General features: G+C 70.7%; 16 protein-coding genes and 1 pseudogene. 9 read left to right on the top strand and 8 right to left on the bottom strand.

Going from position 1 to position 17070, the window contains the following annotated elements; all coding sequences use genetic code 11:
* Positions 1-131: 131 nt before the first annotated feature.
* The 3 genes and pseudogenes from ACZ6BG_RS38400 to ACZ6BG_RS38390 all read left to right on the top strand — a co-directional run bounded on the left by ACZ6BG_RS38400 (position 132) and on the right by ACZ6BG_RS38390 (position 1528).
* The gene (locus tag ACZ6BG_RS38400) at positions 132-509 is read left to right on the top strand and encodes a hypothetical protein (protein ID WP_469010840.1); all 378 of its coding nucleotides are present in this window, start codon (positions 132-134) and stop codon (positions 507-509) included.
* Between the two features lie 430 nt (positions 510-939).
* Positions 940-1047: pseudogene (locus tag ACZ6BG_RS38395) on the top strand (DUF488 family protein, N3 subclade); the annotation flags it as partial.
* 139 nt (positions 1048-1186) lie between these two features.
* Complete coding sequence (locus tag ACZ6BG_RS38390) at positions 1187-1528, top strand: low molecular weight phosphatase family protein (protein ID WP_469010838.1); 342 nt, start codon at positions 1187-1189, stop codon at positions 1526-1528.
* Positions 1529-1704: 176 nt separating this feature from the next.
* Here ACZ6BG_RS38390 and ACZ6BG_RS38385 read toward each other — a convergent pair whose 3' ends face one another.
* Together ACZ6BG_RS38385 and ACZ6BG_RS38380 are read right to left on the bottom strand one after the other, a co-directional pair.
* Positions 1705-3282 (bottom strand): multicopper oxidase family protein, encoded by a 1578-nt coding sequence (locus tag ACZ6BG_RS38385; RefSeq protein ID WP_469010834.1) that lies wholly within the window; start codon positions 3280-3282, stop codon positions 1705-1707.
* Positions 3283-3290: 8 nt separating this feature from the next.
* On the bottom strand, positions 3291-3422 hold the full coding sequence (locus ACZ6BG_RS38380) for a hypothetical protein (RefSeq protein WP_469010829.1): 132 nt from the start codon (positions 3420-3422) through the stop codon (positions 3291-3293).
* A gap of 79 nt (positions 3423-3501) precedes the next feature.
* Here ACZ6BG_RS38380 and ACZ6BG_RS38375 point away from each other — a divergent pair, with 79 nt between their 5' ends.
* On the top strand, positions 3502-3966 hold the full coding sequence (locus ACZ6BG_RS38375; protein ID WP_469010826.1) for a MarR family winged helix-turn-helix transcriptional regulator: 465 nt from the start codon (positions 3502-3504) through the stop codon (positions 3964-3966).
* 16 nt (positions 3967-3982) lie between these two features.
* On the opposite strand, the gene ACZ6BG_RS38370 is transcribed toward ACZ6BG_RS38375, so the two are convergent.
* Positions 3983-5968, bottom strand: a complete 1986-nt coding sequence (locus ACZ6BG_RS38370; protein ID WP_469010824.1) for an ABC1 kinase family protein — start codon at positions 5966-5968, stop codon at positions 3983-3985.
* Complete coding sequence (locus ACZ6BG_RS38365) at positions 5965-6408, bottom strand: DUF4345 domain-containing protein (protein WP_469010820.1); 444 nt, start codon at positions 6406-6408, stop codon at positions 5965-5967. Before ACZ6BG_RS38365 ends, ACZ6BG_RS38370 begins: the two co-directional genes overlap by 4 nt.
* An 87-nt stretch (positions 6409-6495) precedes the next feature.
* On the opposite strand from ACZ6BG_RS38365, the gene ACZ6BG_RS38360 reads away from it, so the two are divergent.
* Positions 6496-7095: a TetR/AcrR family transcriptional regulator gene (locus ACZ6BG_RS38360; protein ID WP_469010817.1), complete on the top strand. Its 600-nt coding sequence runs from the start codon at positions 6496-6498 to the stop codon at positions 7093-7095.
* Positions 7096-7122: 27 nt separating this feature from the next.
* Here the strand turns inward: ACZ6BG_RS38360 and ACZ6BG_RS38355 are convergent, their stop codons facing one another.
* Both ACZ6BG_RS38355 and ACZ6BG_RS38350 read right to left on the bottom strand, forming a co-directional pair.
* Positions 7123-7722, bottom strand: a complete 600-nt coding sequence (locus ACZ6BG_RS38355) for an SgcJ/EcaC family oxidoreductase (RefSeq protein WP_469010815.1) — start codon at positions 7720-7722, stop codon at positions 7123-7125.
* Positions 7723-8095: 373 nt separating this feature from the next.
* On the bottom strand, positions 8096-8254 hold the full coding sequence (locus ACZ6BG_RS38350; RefSeq protein WP_469010814.1) for a hypothetical protein: 159 nt from the start codon (positions 8252-8254) through the stop codon (positions 8096-8098).
* Between the two features lie 215 nt (positions 8255-8469).
* Between ACZ6BG_RS38350 and ACZ6BG_RS38345 the strand changes: the two genes are divergently transcribed.
* A complete protein-coding gene (locus ACZ6BG_RS38345) occupies positions 8470-8640 on the top strand; it encodes a hypothetical protein (RefSeq protein WP_469010811.1) in 171 nt (56 codons plus the stop codon).
* Between the two features lie 29 nt (positions 8641-8669).
* Here the strand turns inward: ACZ6BG_RS38345 and ACZ6BG_RS38340 are convergent, their stop codons facing one another.
* Positions 8670-9515, bottom strand: coding sequence for an SDR family oxidoreductase (locus tag ACZ6BG_RS38340; RefSeq protein WP_469010808.1), 846 nt, complete (start codon positions 9513-9515; stop codon positions 8670-8672).
* Positions 9516-9642: 127 nt separating this feature from the next.
* Here ACZ6BG_RS38340 and ACZ6BG_RS38335 point away from each other — a divergent pair, with 127 nt between their 5' ends.
* The 3 genes from ACZ6BG_RS38335 to ACZ6BG_RS38325 all read left to right on the top strand — a co-directional run bounded on the left by ACZ6BG_RS38335 (position 9643) and on the right by ACZ6BG_RS38325 (position 15969).
* Positions 9643-10245 carry a TetR/AcrR family transcriptional regulator gene (locus ACZ6BG_RS38335; protein WP_469010805.1) on the top strand — a complete coding sequence of 201 codons (603 nt, stop codon included), beginning with the start codon at positions 9643-9645 and terminating at the stop codon, positions 10243-10245.
* Between the two features lie 443 nt (positions 10246-10688).
* Positions 10689-14765 carry an NACHT and WD repeat domain-containing protein gene (locus ACZ6BG_RS38330; RefSeq protein ID WP_469010803.1) on the top strand — a complete coding sequence of 1359 codons (4077 nt, stop codon included), beginning with the start codon at positions 10689-10691 and terminating at the stop codon, positions 14763-14765.
* Positions 14766-15222: 457 nt separating this feature from the next.
* Positions 15223-15969 carry a glycosyltransferase family 2 protein gene (locus ACZ6BG_RS38325; RefSeq protein WP_469010801.1) on the top strand — a complete coding sequence of 249 codons (747 nt, stop codon included), beginning with the start codon at positions 15223-15225 and terminating at the stop codon, positions 15967-15969.
* Between the two features lie 128 nt (positions 15970-16097).
* On the opposite strand, the gene ACZ6BG_RS38320 is transcribed toward ACZ6BG_RS38325, so the two are convergent.
* Positions 16098-17054, bottom strand: coding sequence for an FkbM family methyltransferase (locus ACZ6BG_RS38320; RefSeq protein WP_469010799.1), 957 nt, complete (start codon positions 17052-17054; stop codon positions 16098-16100).
* Between the last annotated feature and the right edge of the window lie 16 nt (positions 17055-17070).

Raw genomic sequence — 17070 nt, 5'->3', positions numbered from 1 at the left:
GCACGATCCAATACCGCAGTGACCTCATCGACGGATGCCTCGCCGGAACCGGCTTATCCATCACCGAGGCGACTTCACAAGTTCAGGCTCAGTAAGCGCGTCATGATCCGCACGTCCCAGAGGGGGCTCGCATGTTCAGCAGTGGAAGGACCCTGAGCAGCTTCAAGGTCGGGGACAAGGTCACGGTCAGAGCGCCAAGCGACAGACCCGTCTATCACGACGGGTCACACGGGACCGTCGTCACGATCGGCACCAAGCGGGTCCACGTAAGGATGGACAAAGCTGCGTTCGAGCACAACGACGGTGAGGTGGCGAACTTCCTCCCGGACGACTTGGAGCCTGGGCACGTCGGGACACCCCGAAACTCGGACCGCATGAAGGATGCCTTCACCGCCATGAAGCTGGCGACTGGCTCCTATCTCGTGACGGTGGCGATAGATGACGGGGTCATCACGGCCGAGCAGGGGGAGCAGATGAAGGCTGCATGGGAACGGCACCTGCAGCGCTGACGAGTGCAACCACGTGGGTCACCCGGGTGAATGTTTAACTGCGTGACAACCACGACGCACAACCGCAAACACCGGCGGGCGTCAGCGGACCATCAGCGCAGGTGAAAGGCACAACAGCCCAAGGACAACAACCATCCCAAGTTGCTTCGGGACGAAGAGGTCGTGGGTTCAAATCCCGCCACCCCGACAGTGAAGTACCAGGTCAGGGGCCTGATCCGCACAGCGGGTCGGGCCCCTGACGGGTTCCTGGAGATCGTTTCGGAGAAATCTGGGAGAAGATCTTGGTCGGCTTCTCCCAGGAGCAGTCTCCAGTGCCGCAGGACGAGTGGAGCTCAAGCGTCCTCGAACCTGCGCGTTCGCGAATCCGGGGCTCGTAGCTGACCAGGAACGCCGCGGCGGGCCGCCCCAACGGTCGTTAGGAACACCGCACATGGCAGGTCATCGCTCAGCGCCTCCCCACGACCACGCCCGTGCGCTCGCCCAGCGGGTACGGGCGTTGCGGGAGGACCGCGGGTGGACGCGTGAACGGCTGGCCAAGGAGGCAGGCGTCGCCGTCGTGACGCTTCGCCGTCTGGAGAGCGAGGGAGCGATCCAGCCAGGCTTCTTCACCGTCGGCGCGGTGGACAATCGGGAGCCCTTCTGGGACGGCCGCGTGGAAGTGGGGTGCGCGCGCTTCCGTGGCCTGCTGCGGTCTGAAGAGGCCCAGGCCGACCTTGACCGCCTCGCAGAGCACGCCCGAGCGTCGCGGGTCGCGGTGCTGTGCTGTGCTTCGAGGAGGACGAGAGTCGCTGTCACCGGCAAGTGCCCAGCCCAAGGTGCTCACCACCGAGGCCGTCCAGGCATCCGACTTCGTCATCACCATGGGCTGCGGCGACGCCTGCCCGATCTTCCCTGGCAAGACCTACCTCGGCTGGGCCCTGGAAGACCCTGCGGGCAAGGGAGTCGAAGCCGTACGCCCGATCCGCGACGAGATCAAGAACCGCATCGAAGCCCTGATCACCGAGATCGACACCCGCTGACGGATTCCTGGGAGCCGTTCGGGGAGCCGACTCGCTCCCCGAACGGCTGGTCATCGGTGCCGGGGTCACCCTGAACCAGGGGAAGGCGCCTGCTCCCGGAGGTGACTCGTTCACCGAGTGGCCGTCGCCTGGTGAGACGGGTCACCGCGCGGAGGGACGTGGGCGGGGCGCTGCCTTCAGTGGTGGGATTCGCCGTGGCGGTTCGTGGGGGCGAGGGTCGTGGAGACCTTGTCCTCGCGGCCGGGCTTGACGACGAGGAACTGCCCCATCATGCCGTTGTCCTCGTGGCTCAGGACGTGGCAGTGGTACATGTACGGGGTCCGTTCGTCGGCGAGGGTGTCGAACCTGACGGCGAGCCTGGTGGTGCCGTGTGGATAGACGGTGTCCTTGGGGCCGCGCATATAGGCGGGTGGCTCTTCGCCGTCGACGTCCAGGACGTTGAAGGTGGCGCCGTGGACATGGAAGGCGTGCACGGTGCCGTCGCCGCGCTCGACCTCCCAGATCTCGGTGGTCCCGGCCGGTACGACTTCGTCGACGCGGTTCATGTCCATGGATTTGCCGTTGATCTGGGTGCCGACGAGTTCGAACTTCCGGTGCTTCGCGTCGGCGGGGACAGTGATGTCGGCGGGTGCGTCGTCGATGCGTGTGGGCAGGTGCGGGGAAGGCTTCAGGCGCTGGGCGGCGCGCAGTTCGAGGAGGTCGAAGGTGTCGTCGCCGCCGGAGAAGCGGTTGGTGGGGAAGCCGACGTCCAGGTCCGGCGGGAAGCTGCGCAGCACCGCCCTCTCGGCGGGCCGGAACGCCACGACGATCTCCGCGCGTTCGCCTGGCGCGAGCCGCAGCCGTTCCAGCGGGCGGGGGCGCTTGAGGAGCCCATTCTCGACGGCGACGAGGTGAAAGGTCTTGTCGCCGGGGAAGCCCAGCTCGTATACGCGGGCGTTGGAGCCGTTGAGGAGGCGGAGGCGGACGCGCTGGGTGGTGACCTGGAAGTGGGGGTCGTATGTGCCGTTGACGAGGATGGTGTCGCCGAGCACGCCGAGGGTGTCGGCCCCGGCGATGGCGTCGCTGAGGGTGTACTCGGTGAAGTCGAGCGAGCCGTCGTCGTGGAAGTTCTTGTCCTGGATGACGAGGGGTATGTCGTCGGTTCCGTACGTGGAGGGCAGTTCGGCGCGGCGGGACACCTTGTCGTCGACGATGATCATTCCGGCTACGCCGCGGTAGACATGGCTGCCGGTGGAGCCGTGCGGATGCGGGTGGTACCAGAGCGTGGCGGCCGGCTGGTGCACGGTCCAACGGGGATTCCAGGTGGCGCCGGCCGCGATCATCTGATGCGGGCCGCCGTCCATGGTGGGTGGCAGGTGCATGCCATGCCAGTGCAGGGTGGTGTCCTCCGGCAGGCCGTTGCGCACGGCCATGGCGACGCGGTCACCGTCGCGGACCCGCAGGGTGGGGGCCAGGTAGGGGCCGTTGGCGCCCCAGGTGGCGGTCTGTTTGCCGGGCAGGAACCGCGACTTTCCGGGCGCGAGGTGCAGCTCGTACCGCCTGGCGCCGTCGCGGGACGGGGAGGGGTCGAGCAGTTCGGGGATGCGCAGCGGGTTACGGAATCCGAGTGTGCCGACGTTGCTGCGGTCGTGCCTGCTGTACACAGCCATCCAGTTGGCGCCCCAGCCGAGCCCGGCGGTCGTCACGATGGCGCCGGCGGTGAGGACGGTGCGGCGGGACGGGCGCTTGAACGCGTTCTTGAAACGGGGCGACATGGAACCCTTCAGTCCTTGCTGAGCATGTGGAGTTCGTACGACGCGCCCGGGAGACCGAACCGGCGGGCGAGGGTGACCAGCACCTCGGGGCCCTCAGTAGGCTCGGGCCACTCCGGATACGAGGCGCTGGTGGCATTCATGGGCGTACCCTCCCGTGGTAACTTCCCAAGAGAAGTCACTGCACAGAAGAAGTTTCTTCGCTTAAGAAGAGATTAGAGAGTGGAGGAACTCTTGTCAACGCCGTCGATGCGCCCTGATGCGGGCGAGGTCTACCGCCAGTACCTCAGCGCGGTGCTGCTGCACAGTCACGCGAGCGCCCATGCCTGCAACCTCGGCGCCACGGATCTGTACGCGCTGAACATCCTTCATCTGGCGGGCGCGATGACCCCGGGAAAACTGGCGGCACGCACCGGCCTGACGACCGGCCCGACCACCCGCCTGATCGACCGTCTGGAGCAGGCGGGCTACGTGCGCCGTGTGCCCGATCCCGGTGACCGGCGCAAGGTGAGTGTCGAGCCGGTCGGCGAACCCGTCGACCTCGACCGCGTCATGGCGCCCGCCCGTCAGAAGATCGGCCAGATCCTCGGCGGGTACACACCGGAGCAGCTCGACGTTCTCTTCGACTACTTCGCCCGCGCCGCCGACGCGTACCAGGAAGCCGCCGAGCAGCTGCGCGATCAGTGACGTCGGGGCGCGACCGTCACCGACCCCGGCTCTCGCGCCCGCGGAAGCCGCCGACCAGCACCCGCAGCATCATGATCACGCTGAGCACGAGCAGGTTGTAGCCGAAGACCTCGTAGAGGCGGAGCCGGTCCGAGATCCGAGGGCCACCACCGGCGGCCAGCAGGACCACGGACATGAGGCCGGTGGTCGCCGCCAGTACGGCGATCAGGACCTGCTGGAGGAGGCCGGCCAGGACGCGCTGGTCCGCGGGGTCGGCGAACATCCGCGTGTTAACTGTGAACACGCCGCGTTCCAGGTCTGCCGTGATCCGGTCCACCCGACGCGGGATGCGGCGCAGGAGCGGAATCAGCGACACCAATTCGTCCCGCGCCACCTGGCGCAGAGACTCGGGGCGCAGCTGCGCGGTGATCTCGCGTTCGGCGAAGGCACGCGACTCATTGACGATGTTGAAGCCGGGGGCAAGCTGGGCGAGCGTGCCCTCCAGGGTGGCGAGGGCGCGGAAGACCGCTGCCACCTCCGCGGGTACGGCGACGCCGTGGGCGGAGACGATGCGGAAGAGGTCCGTGAACATCTCCACGTCGGGCGTCAGGCCCGGGCCCAGGTGGCGGGCCATGAAGCGGCCGAGGGAACGCTCCAGGGACTCGCCGTCCACCGCGTCCGAGCGGTCCATTATCTCGATGAAGGCGTCCCGCACACCCGCTGGGTCGCGCTGGTCGATGCCGACCAGGAGGCGCTGCAGCGAACCTTGGAGCTGGGTGTCCAGGCGACCGACCGAGCCGAAGTCGATCAGGGCGAGGGAGTCGTCGGGCAGCAGGAGGATGTTGCCGGGATGCGGGTCGGCGTGGAAGACACCGTCGACCATGATCTGGCGGAGCAGGACTTCGAGGAGCGTACAGGCCAGAGCTTCGCGGTCCGTTCCGCGCGCCGTCAGGGTCGCGTCCGCGCCGCCCAGAGGGATGCCGTCGAGAGCCTCCATGACCAGGACCCGGGCCGTCGTCAACTCCTCGTGCACCTGCGGGAGTCGTACGGGGGCGCAGTCGGCGCCGGCCGCGGCGACCGTGGCGAGGTTGCGGGCCTCGATGCGGAAGTCGAGCTCTTCTCGGAGCGAGTCGGCGAAGCCCTCGGCCAGGTCGACCGCGCCGATGCCACGGGCCCAGGTGAAGCGGCGCTGCAGGGTGCGGGCCATGCGCCGCACGATGTCGAGGTCGCGGTCGACGATGCGTACGATCCCGGGACGCTGCACCTTCACCACCACCGGGCGGCCGTCCGGCAGCGTCGCCCGGTGGACCTGGGCGATGGAGGCAGCGGCAAGGGGTGTGGGGTCGAAGTCCTTGAAGAACTCTTCGGGGGCCGCGCCGAGTTCGGCTTCCAACTGCTCGCGCACCTGCTCCCAGGGGGCGGGTGGCACCTCGTTCTGCAGCTTGCTCAGTTCGTCGATGAACTCAGGGGGCAGCAGGTCGCGGCGGGTGGAGAGCAGTTGGCCCAACTTGACGAACGTGACGCCGCTGTCCTCCAGGGTGCGGCGCAAGGCTACGGCGAAAGCGGCATTGCGCTCGGGGGAGTTGCGCCTTGGACGGTCGGCGGCGAAGCGGGGCAGCCCCGAGCGGGTGGAGATAGCACTGACCTGGGCGTAGCGCCGGGCACGGAGAATACGGCGGTAGAGCTCCTTGGCCAGGCCGACCGGGCCGAGACCGCTGGGGACGAACGCCTCCAGCAAGAGCAGCATCAGCATGGTGAGCGCGAGCGTGACGCCCCAGAAGACGGTCGCCAAGGACCACTCGTTGTCCTGCCCCATGTAACGGCCCACGGTGGAGCCGCTGAGCGTGATCGCGACGAGGGTGCAGAACGCGATCCGGGGCGCCCCGGAGCGCAGATTCAGCAGCCGCCGGGCTAGCAGCGCGGGAACGAAGGTGAACAGGAACCCCAGGAACAGCGAAGGGATCAGGAACTCCGTCGACGTGGCGCCGACCTGACCCGGCGCGGCAAGCAGGGCGATGCTCATCGGCTCATCGCACGTACGGAGACGCCCGCGCCGGTGAGCGGCACGCTCTGGCCTCGCTCCCGGGCGGCGCGCTCGTCGGCGTCGGCCAGCCAGAGCCAGACCGGCGGGAGGACCAGCTCGATCACGGCCAGCATGACCTGGAACGAGTGCGGCCACCCGTGCACGGCCAGCGACAGCAGCCGCCCGATGCCGCCGAGCAGAAACACCGCGGCGAGCCACCGCACGACGCGCGCGGGGACGGGATCCTGCCGGGCCGCCCACAGCCAGACCAGGCCGTACCCGGCGAAGATCGCGCCGAGGAACCGGCCCAGGCTGTCGAGGGTCGCGCCGGCGTCGGCCTCGCCGGGAATTGCGGCGTTGCCGCCGATCACATGGAACAGGCCGATCACCACGCAGGCGACACCCATCACCCACGCGGACATCCGTAGTGCTCTGGTCATGATTCCCCCCTGATCCTTAGTTGACATACGTCTACTAAGGATCAGTCTAGGCGTCTCTAGTAGATGAATGTCAACTAAACTGGACGCGTGACGCCCCGCCGACGCCTGACTCCCGCCGACCGCCGCGCCCAGCTGCTGGCCGTCGGCGCCCGCCTCTTCGCCGCCATCCCGTACGACGACGTGCTCATGGAGGACGTCGCGCAAGAGGCCGGAGTGTCCCGCGCCCTGCTCTACCGGCACTTCCCCAGCAAGCACGCGCTCTTCGCGGCCATGTACAAGGAGGCGTCCGACCGTCTCCTTGTGGCGACCCGGTTCGATCCGGACGCCACGCTCGTCGAACAGCTCACCCAGGGCCTGGACGCCCACTTCGACTACTTCATCGCGAACCGCCAGGCCGTGCTGGCCGCCAACCGGGTGCTCGCGGGGGACCCCGTCATCCAGACGATCATGACGGACGAACTCGACGCCCTGCGCTCACGCCTGCTCGGCGTGCTCCCGCTCGCCGACGAGCGCATGCACGACGCCGTCTCCGCGGCGCTCAAGGCATGGCTGGTGTTCGTGCAGGTGCTGGTCGTGGACTGGCTCGCGCGCGAGACCTGCACCCGCACGGAGCTCCGCGACACCTGCATCGGGGCCGCGGTGGGGGCCCTGCGCCCACTGCTCCCCGAAGGCACTGCCACCGACTGACCTCCGGGCCAGCGACCAAGGCACGGGTCACCTTTCCGCCTTCGGGGCGGTGTCGGGGGCGTAGATGAAGGAGGCGCGCTCCATGACGTTGCTGCGCTCGGTGTTGTGGAACGCCGCGATCCGCCAGGCGCCGTCGGCGTCTCGGACCAGGGTGAAGGTCGTCACCTTCGAGAGTTCGTCCGCGCCCGGCTTGTCACCGGTGTAGTCGGCGCCACGACTGGTGAGAACGGCGACGTCCTTGGTCAGGAAGCGCATGGCGAGGTACCTGGAAGCGAGCTTGCTGTCCTTGAGGAAGCCCCTGAAGAGCGCGCGGTGGCTCGCGGTGATATCGGCACGGCCCTCGTAGTGGCTGCCGATGTAGGTGGTGTAAGTGCCGTCCTCCGTGAACTGGCGGCCGTACGTCTCCGCATCACCGCGCTCCCAGGCGTCAGCGAGGGCGTCGAGGGTGGCACAGACGGCCTTGCCGTCGCGGCGGTCGGCGTCGGCCGGGATCACCTCGCCGCAGGTTTCGGCACCGACGCGGTGCACGTCGGAGGTGGCGTCGAGATAGAGATAAGCACCGACCGCGCCGAGGGCGAGCACGAGCGTGGAGGCCAGGGCGACGCGCTTGACGACCTTGCGGTTCATGGTGAGGACTCTCCGTCCGGTAGCGATGGCGGCCCGGTGGCAACCGCACAGCATGGCTGCTCCAGTGAAGTAACTGCACATACGCATTATCTTCATATGCGCAGAGATTAGGCAAGGAGATCACGCTGTCGACGACGGAACGGGACGAACGGCGGGAGTCTTCCGCGACCACATCGACGCCGTAGGGCTACATGCCCTGGCGGGCCCGGAGGCAGCGGGTCTCCAGGCGTCCGAGGGACCTCGACAGTGAAGTACCAGTTCAGGGGCCTGATCCGCAGTGCGGGCCGGGTCCCTGAGTGGCTTCCGGGGGGCGGCTGAGGAGGGACGGGGTGTGGCAGCTCGCCCCCGGTCGGTCACGGTTCCGGGTGGCCGCTCACACGCTGCTGCCCGTCGTCATCGCCGGATGGCTGGTCCTGGTGCTGCCGGTGGTGATGCGGCTGATCGAGACCCGGCTCATGCCGACCCCGGCCGCGCTGGCGCCCCTGTTCATGGCCATGGTCATCGTGTGCGCGTACGCCGTGTTCGGCTGCACGCTCGGGCACCTCACCCCCCGGATGATCTCGGCCCCACTGGCCACCGTCGCCGTGTTCTACGTGATCGCCGAGACCGTGAAGTACGACGCCCCGGTGTGGCCCCGGCACGCCTCGGGGCAGCTGGACACGTCACTGTCGTTCGGGGAGGAGTACGGCGCGGCCAGCCCGCTCGTTCCCCATCCTGCGCCTCGCCACGGACGAGGTGCAGGTGCTGATGTCCACCCACGATGTCGCCGACCTCGCCGAAGAGGCCGACCACGTCACCGTTCTCGCCGAAGGGACGATCACCTTCACCGGTGCCACCCGGGACTTCCTCGCCCATGCCCCCGCCGAGACCCCGGACGGCCGGCGTGCCGAGGTCGCCTACACCGCCATCTCCGGCTAGCACGCCCCGCACGCCCCCCCTCGGACACGTCAGCGGAAAGCCGCCTCGTTCCGCCGCGCCCACTCCGCGTACGTGTGCGGTGCGCGGCCGAGGACCCGTTCGACGTCGGGGCTGACGCGGGCCTCGGCGGGGGTGGGCTCGCCGAGGATGGCGAGGGTGGTGTCGGCGACGGGGGCGGGCATGAAGTGGAGCAGTTGGGCGTGGGCCTCGGCGCGGGTCTGTTCGGTGAAGTGGATCGGGGTGTCGAGGGCCGCGGCGAGCGCCTCGGCCTGCTCGCGGGGGGTGATCAGGGACGGGCCCGTGAGTTCGTAGACGTGCTCCGCGTGGCCCGGCTCGCGCAGCGCCGCCGCCGCCACCTCCGCGATGTCGGCCGGGTCGACGACCGGCAGGCCGACGTCGCCGAACGGCGCCGCGACGGTACGTGACGTGCGTACCGACTCGGCCCAGGCGTAGGTGTTGGACGCGAAACCGCCGGGGCGCAGGATCGTCCACTCCATCCCCGACTGCCGGACCGCGTCCTCGATCGACCGCATCAGCATGCCGTGCGACGGCGAGTCCGGCCGGGTCACCACCCCCTGCGAGGACAGCAGCACCACCCGCTCCACTCCGCCCGCCTTCGCCACGTCGAGGAGGTCCGCCGGGCTGAGCTGGTGCGCGCTCGCGCCGCCGCTCTGCAGGAACAGCGCCCGCGCGCCGTCGAAGGTCGAGCGCAGGCTCTCGGCGTCGGCCAGGTCCGCCCGGCGCCAGTCCGCCCCCTCCGGTACGTCCTGCGCCGAGATCCGCCGGGACGTCGCCCGGACCCTCTCGTCCGCCGCCGCGAGCGTCCGCACCAGCGATCTTCCGACGTTTCCGGTCGCTCCGGTCACCACGATCATGTTTTCTCCCCGGCAGTTAGTCACTTGGTTACTTGGTCAGCCAGCCAGTCAGTCAGTTAGTTAGTTAGTTGGCTGACTTGGGTGGACGCTAGCACGGCTCCCCCGGGCGCTGTCTATAGTTAGTCAGGTGACTGACTCAAAGAAGGTTCGCGGTGCCGGGAAGCGGCAGCGGCTCATGGCCGCCGCCGCTCAGGTCCTGCACCAGCAGGGCGTGGAGCGCACCACCATCGCCGACATCGCGGCCGCCGCGGACGTGCCCGTCGGGAACGTCTACTACTACTTCAAGACCAAGGACGAGCTGGTCCAGGCCGCGCTCGCCGAGCACTCCGGGCATCTCGCCGCGCTCACCGAGGGGCTCGACGCGCTGCCCGATCCGCTGGCGCGGCTCAAGGCGCTGGTCGGGATGTGGGTCGAGCGGCGGGACACCGCGGCGCGGTACGGCTGCCCCACCGGCACCCTGGCCGCCGAGCTCGACAAGCGGGACGAGGGCGGCCTCGACGAGGAGGCGGGCAAGGTCGTCCGGCAGTTGCTCGACTGGGCCGAGCGGCAGTTCCGCGAGCTGGGGCTGCCTGATCCCGGCGGGCTCGCGCTCGCCTTCGTGGGCGCGTACCAGGGCATGTCCCTGCTGGCCAACGCCCTCCGCGACCCGGATGTGATGGTCAGCCAGGGGGCCCGCCTCGACGACTGGCTCGACGGCCTCGTCGGCCCCGGTGCCCCCGGCGCCGCTTGACCGACGTCCGGGCGGCGGCCGCCGCGTCGTATCGGTACCGGTCCCTCCCCTCGTGGGGACCGGTACCTAACGAGGCGGGCGGTGTCGACCCGCGCCGGAGCGGCGTGGATCGAATGAGGGTCCGGAGTCGCGGTCGACGTGGCAGCGGTCCGGGTGCGACCTGCTCCACGTGCCTGGCGAGTCCGTGAACCGGAACCCTCGCCACCGCTTCATAACTCCGGCGAAAACCAGCCAGGAGGGTGCAGCGCCATGTGACACCTCTCCGAGCGCCGGGCCCGGTGGCCTGCCCTGACGCCTCGCGGTTGGTTCGCTACTGCGCCGCGATCCTGCCAGTTGAGGGTCCGGCTGAGGAGCTTCCGGTATCGTCCGGCACGCTTCGCCGCAGGTCAGGCGTATAAAGTGAGTTTTCCGGTCCGGATGTCCAGGTGCGGCGCAAGTGAGGGGTGGAGGCCTTGGGTTCCGACTCGGGGGCACGTACCGCCTTCGCGGAACGCCTCGCGCTGCTGTATCAGGAGGCCGGAAATCCGCCCCTCAAGCGCGTCGCCGAAGCGGTCGGGCAACTGCAGCGCGTCGACGACCGCGGGCGGCCCGTACGGGTGTCCGCCCAGCGCATCAGCGACTGGCGGCGGGCCAACAACGTGCCCGCCCACTTCGCCGCCCTCGCCGCGGTCCTGCACGTCCTCATCCCCGAAGCCCGGCGCAAGCGGCCCACCCCGGTGTCCACCGGCCTGTACGACCTCGCCCAGTGGCAGCGCCTCTGGGAGCTCTCGGTCGCCGACCCCGCCGGGGACCGGGCCGCGGCCGCCGGACAGGACGAGGAACGGGCCCCCGCCGACACCCCGGCCGTGCCCGCCGTGTGCCCCTACCGCGGGCTCGCCTCGTACCGCGAGCAGGACGCGCAGTGGTTCTTCGGCCGGGAGCGCAGCACGGACGCCCTCGTCGCGCAGCTCCGCGCGGCCGAGAAGTCGGGCGGCCTCGTCATGCTCGTGGGCGCCTCGGGGGCGGGGAAGTCCTCCCTGCTCAACGCCGGTCTGGTGCCCGCCCTGCAGAGGGGTGCCATGGGCGCGGAGAACAGCCCGGTGGTGCAGCTCGTGCCGGGAGCCGATCCGGTCGGCGCGTTGGCCGGTCACATACCGGGGCTCGGTGATGTCGTATCGGACATAGGTCCCGATACGCCCGAGTTCGCACCCGCTGTGCGTGCCGCCCTCACCTCCTGGACCGAGGGCCGGGACACTGCCTCGGCCGAAGGCCAGGACCCCGCCTCGGCCGAGCGCCAAGCGCCCCCCGCCCCCCGCCCCGTCCTCATCGTCGACCAGTTCGAGGAAGCCTTCACCCTCTGCTCCGACGAGGCCGAGCGGCGTACGTTCATCCAGCTCCTGCACGCCGTCTGCGCGCCCGCCGACCCGGATGGACCTGACGGACCCGGCGGCCCCGACAGCCCCGCGCCCGCCCTCGTCGTCCTCGGCATCCGCGCCGACTTCTACGAGGAGTGCCTCGGCTATCCCGAACTGGCCGACGCGCTCCAGCACCGGCACATGGTGCTCGGGCCGCTGACCACCACGGAGCTGCGGAACGCGGTGACCGGACCGGCCAAGGCCGTCGGCCTCGAACTCGAACCCGGGCTCGCGGAGCTGATCGTGCGGGAGGTGAGCACGGGCGGGCCGCGCGGGGCGCACGACGCGGGTGTCCTCCCGCTCCTCTCCCACGCGCTGCTCGCCACCTGGCAGCGGCGCAAGACGGGGAAGCTGACGCTGGCCGGGTACCGCGCGGCGGGCGGCATCCAGGGGGCGGTGGCGGCGACCGCCGAGCGCGCCTGGTCCGGACTCGACCCGGCGGCGCGCTCCGCCGCGCGGCTGCTGCTGCTCCGCCTCGTCCACCTCGGCGAGGACACCCAGGCCACCCGCAGGCGGGGGACGCGGCGGCAGTTGGCGGAGGAGTCGACGAACCCGGACAAGACCGAGGAGTCCCTGGAGGCGCTGGTGCGCGCCCGGCTCGTGACCCTCGACGCCGACACCGTGGAGATCACGCACGAGGCGCTGTTGCACGCCTGGCCGCGGCTGCGCGACTGGATCGACGAGGACCGCGGCGACCATCTGCTGCGCCAGCGCCTGGAGGAGGACGGCAGGGCCTGGGAGGAATCCGGCCGGGACGCGGCGCTGCTCTACCGGGGTTCGCGCCTGGAGCGGGCGCGCGCCTGGGCGGAGTCCACCGGCGACATCTTCCTGACCCGCGGCGCCGCGGAGTTCCTGGCCGCGTCGGCCGGGCTGCGCCGGCGCATCCTGTGGATCAGCCGGGGCGCGGTGGCGGCGCTCGTCGCCCTGGCGCTGGTGGCCGTCGTCTCCGCGGTGGTCGCCTCGCAGCAGCGCAACGACGCGGTGGCCAAGCGGAACGACGCGGTCTTCGAGCAGGTGACCGCCGAGGCCGACCGCGCCCAGTCCACGGACCCGTCGCTGTCCGCCCAGCTCGGCCTGGTGGCACACCGCCTGCGACCGGACGACGAGGGGACGAGGAACCGGCTGCTCTCGATCGTCAACGCGCCCCTCGCCACCCCGCTGCTCGGCCACACCGGCGCCGTCTACCTCACCTCGTTCAGCCCCGACGGACGGCTCCTCGCCACCGCCAGCTACGACCGGACCGTCCGGCTGTGGGACGTCCACGACCGGGCCCGCCCCAAGCCCCTCGGCAAACCCCTCACCGGGCACAGGAGCTGGGTGAGCACCGCGGTGTTCAGCCCCGACGGCACCACCCTCGCCAGCGCGTCCGACGACGGCACGATCCGGCTGTGGGACGTACGGGATCCGCGCCGTCCGCGCCCGATCGGGAAGCCCGTGACCGGGCACGGCGGCACGGTCTACCTGCTCGCGTTCAGCCCGGACGGGCGCACGCTGGCCTCCGCCAGCGAGGACCACACCGTCGGCCTGTGGGACGTGCGGAAGCCCGGCCGCCCCAAGGCGCTCGGCACCCTGACCGGCCACACCGCCGCCGTGCGCTCCGTGGCGTTCAGCCCCGACGGGCGGACCCTGGCGGCCGGGGGCGACAACGGCACCATCAGGCTGTGGGACACCGCCGACCCGCGCCGTCCGGAGCCGGTCAAGCGGGTCCTCACCGGCCACACGGACACGGTGCACTCGGTGGCGTTCGACCACGAGGGCCGGACCCTCGCCAGCGGCGGCTCCGACAACACCGTCCGGCTCTGGGACGTGAGCGACCCCCGCCGCGCGGCCTCCCTCGGCGCCCCCCTGACCGGCCACACCGGCCCCGTCTGGTCGGTGGCCTTCAACCCGGCGGGGACCATGCTCGCGGCCGCCAGCGCGGACAGCACGGCGAGCCTGTGGAACGTCCGCGATCCGGCGCACCCGTCGCAGGTCGGCGTACCGCTGTCGGGGAGCGGCGGGGAGGTGTACGCCCTCGGGTTCAGCCCCGACGGCCGGACGCTCGCGACGGGCAGCGGCGACAACAAGGTCCGCCTGTGGTCGATCCCGACGTCGGACATGATCGGCCGCATCGGCTCGTTCCGCCCCGACGGGAAAGTGCTCGCCACGGCCGCGCGCGACGAGAAGGTCCGGCTGTGGGACGTGCGGCGGCCCGAGCGGCCCGAGGCGCTGAGCAAACCGTTCAAGCCCGGGTCGGGGGCCGTGCGCACACCGACGTTCTCCCCCGACGGCGACACGCTCGCCGTGCTCACCGGAGCCCGCTCGGTCCGGCTGTGGAACGTCAGCGACCCGTCCCGCCCCGTCTCCTACGGTCCCGCCGTCGAACTGCGCACCCGGTTCGCGGCCGCGATGGCCTTCAGCCCGGACGGGCGCGTCCTCGCGACCGCCTACGAGGACCGCACCATCCGGCTGTGGAACGTCGGCGACCCGGCCCGCCCCCGCCCGCTCGGCGCCCCGCTCACCGGCCACAAGGGGTACGTCAACGACCTCGCCTTCAGCCCCGACGGCCGGACGCTCGCCAGCGGCAGCTCGGACGCCACCCTGCGGCTCTGGGACGTGGCCGACCCGCGCCGCGCCACCCCGCTCGGCAAGCCCCTCACGGGACACCTCGGCCCCATCAACACCCTCGTCCACAGCCCGGACGGCCGGACGCTGGCCAGCGGCAGCGACGACAGCACGGTCCGGCTCTGGGACATCTCCGACCCGCGCCGGGCGACCCGCCTCGGCTCCCCCCTCACCGGCCACACCGACGCGCTCGTGTCCCTCACGTTCAGCGAGGACGGCCGGACCCTGGCGAGCGGCGGCAACGACAACACGGTCCGGCTCTGGGACGTCACCCACCCCGCGCGGACCGCGCCCATCGGCCAGTCGATGAGCCCCAACGCCAAGACGGGAAGTTTCCTGTCGTTCAGTCCTCAAGGTCACATGCTCGGAGTTTCAAGCGGCACGGATACCGTCCGGTTGTGGAACCTGGACACCGACGAGGCCATTCGCCGTATTTGCTCGACCACACACGGTGTCCTGACTCCCGAAAATTGGCGTGAGTATCTGCCCCGGCTCTCGTACGCACCACCGTGCGAAAGGTGAAGGGTCGCTGTTTTCCACCGGGATCCGCGGTGCGTGATCCCGCTCACAACTGGCCAACTCCGGCCCATTCCTTCCCCCCGCGCCAGCAGGCTTGTTACGGTTGGGCACAGCCCGATCGCTGGTGCATCCCCCGTCGCCAGCGATCGGGCCCTTCCATGCCCTCGTCGACCTGTGGGTTTACCGCGATTGCGCCCTCCGCAATGCGTCAATGCGTCGAATTGCAGAGCTCTTTCAATACTCGCGGCACCCCTCATGACGCCTCTCCTGGCGCATCCGATGGCGCCACTCATGGCACATCTCATGGTGCAACTCGCGACACCGGGGCCGGATTACGACAAAAGATCTGTTCCATCTACATGCAACCCCTGTTGCCCCCTACCCGAACCCCTGTCGGCGAATATCTCGTTGAGGGGTGTACGACACCCCTTCACCGCTCCCCGGAAAGGTGGTGCGTGCCGTGCGCAGGCGCGTCGTCATCATCACGGCAGTCCACGGCCCCTCCGCCCCGTACCTCACGGGCGCGTACGAATCACTGCGCGCGCAACGGCTCCCCGAGGGGTGGGAGTGGCACTGGGTGATCCAGCAGGACGGCCTGGGCGAGGGCGTCGCCCCGCACGTCCCCGACGACGGCCGCGTGACGTTCCGCCAGGGCCGGCGCGGCGGGCCCGGCGTCGCCCGCACCTTAGCCCTGGGCCACGCGGACGGCCCCTACGTCAAGGTCCTGGACGCCGACGACCAGTTGTCCCCGGGGGCGCTGGCCCGCGATCTGGCCGCCCTGGAGAGCGATCCGACGCTGGGGTGGGCCACGTCCCGCGTCCTCGACCTGCTGCCGGACGGCACGACCGTCGGGTTCCCCGGGGACCCCGGGCAGGGGCCGATCGAGCGCCGGGCCGTGCTCGACCACTGGGCGGCGCACGACTACCGCGCGCCGGTCCATCCGGCGACGCTCTTCGTCCGCCGCGACCTGCTCGTCGCGCTCGGCGGCTGGATGGCGCTCCCGGCTTCGGAGGACACCGGCCTCCTGCTCGCCCTGAACGCGGTGTCCCGCGGCTGGTTCTCCGCCGAGGTGGGCCTGCTCTACCGCAAGTGGCCCGGCCAGGCGACGAGTCAGCCCGCGCACACGGACGCCGCCGAGCGGGACGTGCGGATGGCCGTGGTCCAGGCGCGGGCGCGGGCCCTGGGGGGCTTCGAGTGGCGCTACTGAGCGGGGCCTTCCGCCGAGGCCGACTTCGCCGCCGCCCGCAGCGGGCTTCGTACCCGCAGTGGGCTTCGCACCCACCGCGGGCTTCGCACCCGCCGCGCCTGAACGCGCCTCTGCCTGCGGCGCCTCGCCTACAACGTCTCCGCGTCGACCCGCGAGAAGATCAGGTCGCTCTCCTCGACCACGGGACCCCGCAGCCGGACCGGCGCGGCGGCCGGGCCGCGCAGGGCCGCCGGGTAGGTCCCGACGGCGTACTCATTGGCGATCCGGTAGGCGTGGAACCCGTGCTCCCGCATGATCGCCATCAACTCCTCCGCCGAGTCGCCGAGTTGGCGCATCCGGTCCGGGGTCACCTCCACGGTCACCTCGGCGTCGGGGCGCAGCCGGTCGAGCATCGGGGCCATGCCGCGGACGACGCCGCCCTCGGCACCCTCGACGTCGATCTTGACCACGCGGGCGGTGGCGATCTCCTCGGCGTCGAGCAGCTCCGGCAGCGGGCGGGCCTCGATGTCGAACTTCGACTCCGCGGGGCCGTCGTAGGGGACGATGCTGTTCGCCCCCATGTTGTGCGAGCTGGCCAGGACGAACGTCAGTGTCTCCGCCCGGTCGGACACCGCGGCGTTCAGCGCCCGGACGTTCCCGCAGGCGTTGAGCCGCACCTGCCGCAGCAGCCGCTCGTGGAACACGGGCGAGGCCTCGACCGTCACCACCCGCCCGGTCGGTCCGACGAGCCGCGAGGCCAGCACGCCGAAGTAGCCGATGTTGGCGCCGACATCGACGAACGTGTCCCCGGGGCGGAGCCGGCCGCGCAGCCACCGCGTCATGTGGGGCTCCCACGAGCCGAACAGGTAGAGGTAGCGCTGGATGAGGTCCTGGGTGTCGACGGCGAACCGCACACCGGGCGCGCCGAGCGCCTCCTCCGCTCCCCGCGCCCCGAAGTCGACGTCCACCACGCGGCGCCGGGGGTGCTCCCGCAGGCGGGCGTTCAGATACCGGGAGGCCAGCGCCGCCTTGCCGAAGGACCCCGGCGCGCGGCGCACATACGCGCGCGCCAGCGTGGTCAGGGCCTCCGAGGTGGGATGCGACATCCGGTCCGCCTGCCTC

The sequence above is a fragment of the Streptomyces sp. NPDC041205 genome (assembly GCF_055591765.1).
The sequence above is the reverse complement of the archived record's forward strand: the minus strand, read 5'-3'. Positions and strand labels throughout refer to the sequence as shown.

Coding starts and splice junctions, on each gene's coding strand:
- ACZ6BG_RS38400 (WP_469010840.1), top strand. CDS start 132: ATGTTCAGCAGTGGAAGGACCCTGAGCAGCTTCAAGGTCGGGGACAAG.
- ACZ6BG_RS38385 (WP_469010834.1), bottom strand. CDS start 3,282: ATGTCGCCCCGTTTCAAGAACGCGTTCAAGCGCCCGTCCCGCCGCACC.
- ACZ6BG_RS38380 (WP_469010829.1), bottom strand. CDS start 3,422: ATGAATGCCACCAGCGCCTCGTATCCGGAGTGGCCCGAGCCTACTGAG.
- ACZ6BG_RS38370 (WP_469010824.1), bottom strand. CDS start 5,968: ATGAGCATCGCCCTGCTTGCCGCGCCGGGTCAGGTCGGCGCCACGTCG.
- ACZ6BG_RS38365 (WP_469010820.1), bottom strand. CDS start 6,408: ATGACCAGAGCACTACGGATGTCCGCGTGGGTGATGGGTGTCGCCTGC.
- ACZ6BG_RS38355 (WP_469010815.1), bottom strand. CDS start 7,722: ATGAACCGCAAGGTCGTCAAGCGCGTCGCCCTGGCCTCCACGCTCGTG.
- ACZ6BG_RS38345 (WP_469010811.1), top strand. CDS start 8,470: ATGTCCACCCACGATGTCGCCGACCTCGCCGAAGAGGCCGACCACGTC.
- ACZ6BG_RS38340 (WP_469010808.1), bottom strand. CDS start 9,515: ATGATCGTGGTGACCGGAGCGACCGGAAACGTCGGAAGATCGCTGGTG.
- ACZ6BG_RS38320 (WP_469010799.1), bottom strand. CDS start 17,054: ATGTCGCATCCCACCTCGGAGGCCCTGACCACGCTGGCGCGCGCGTAT.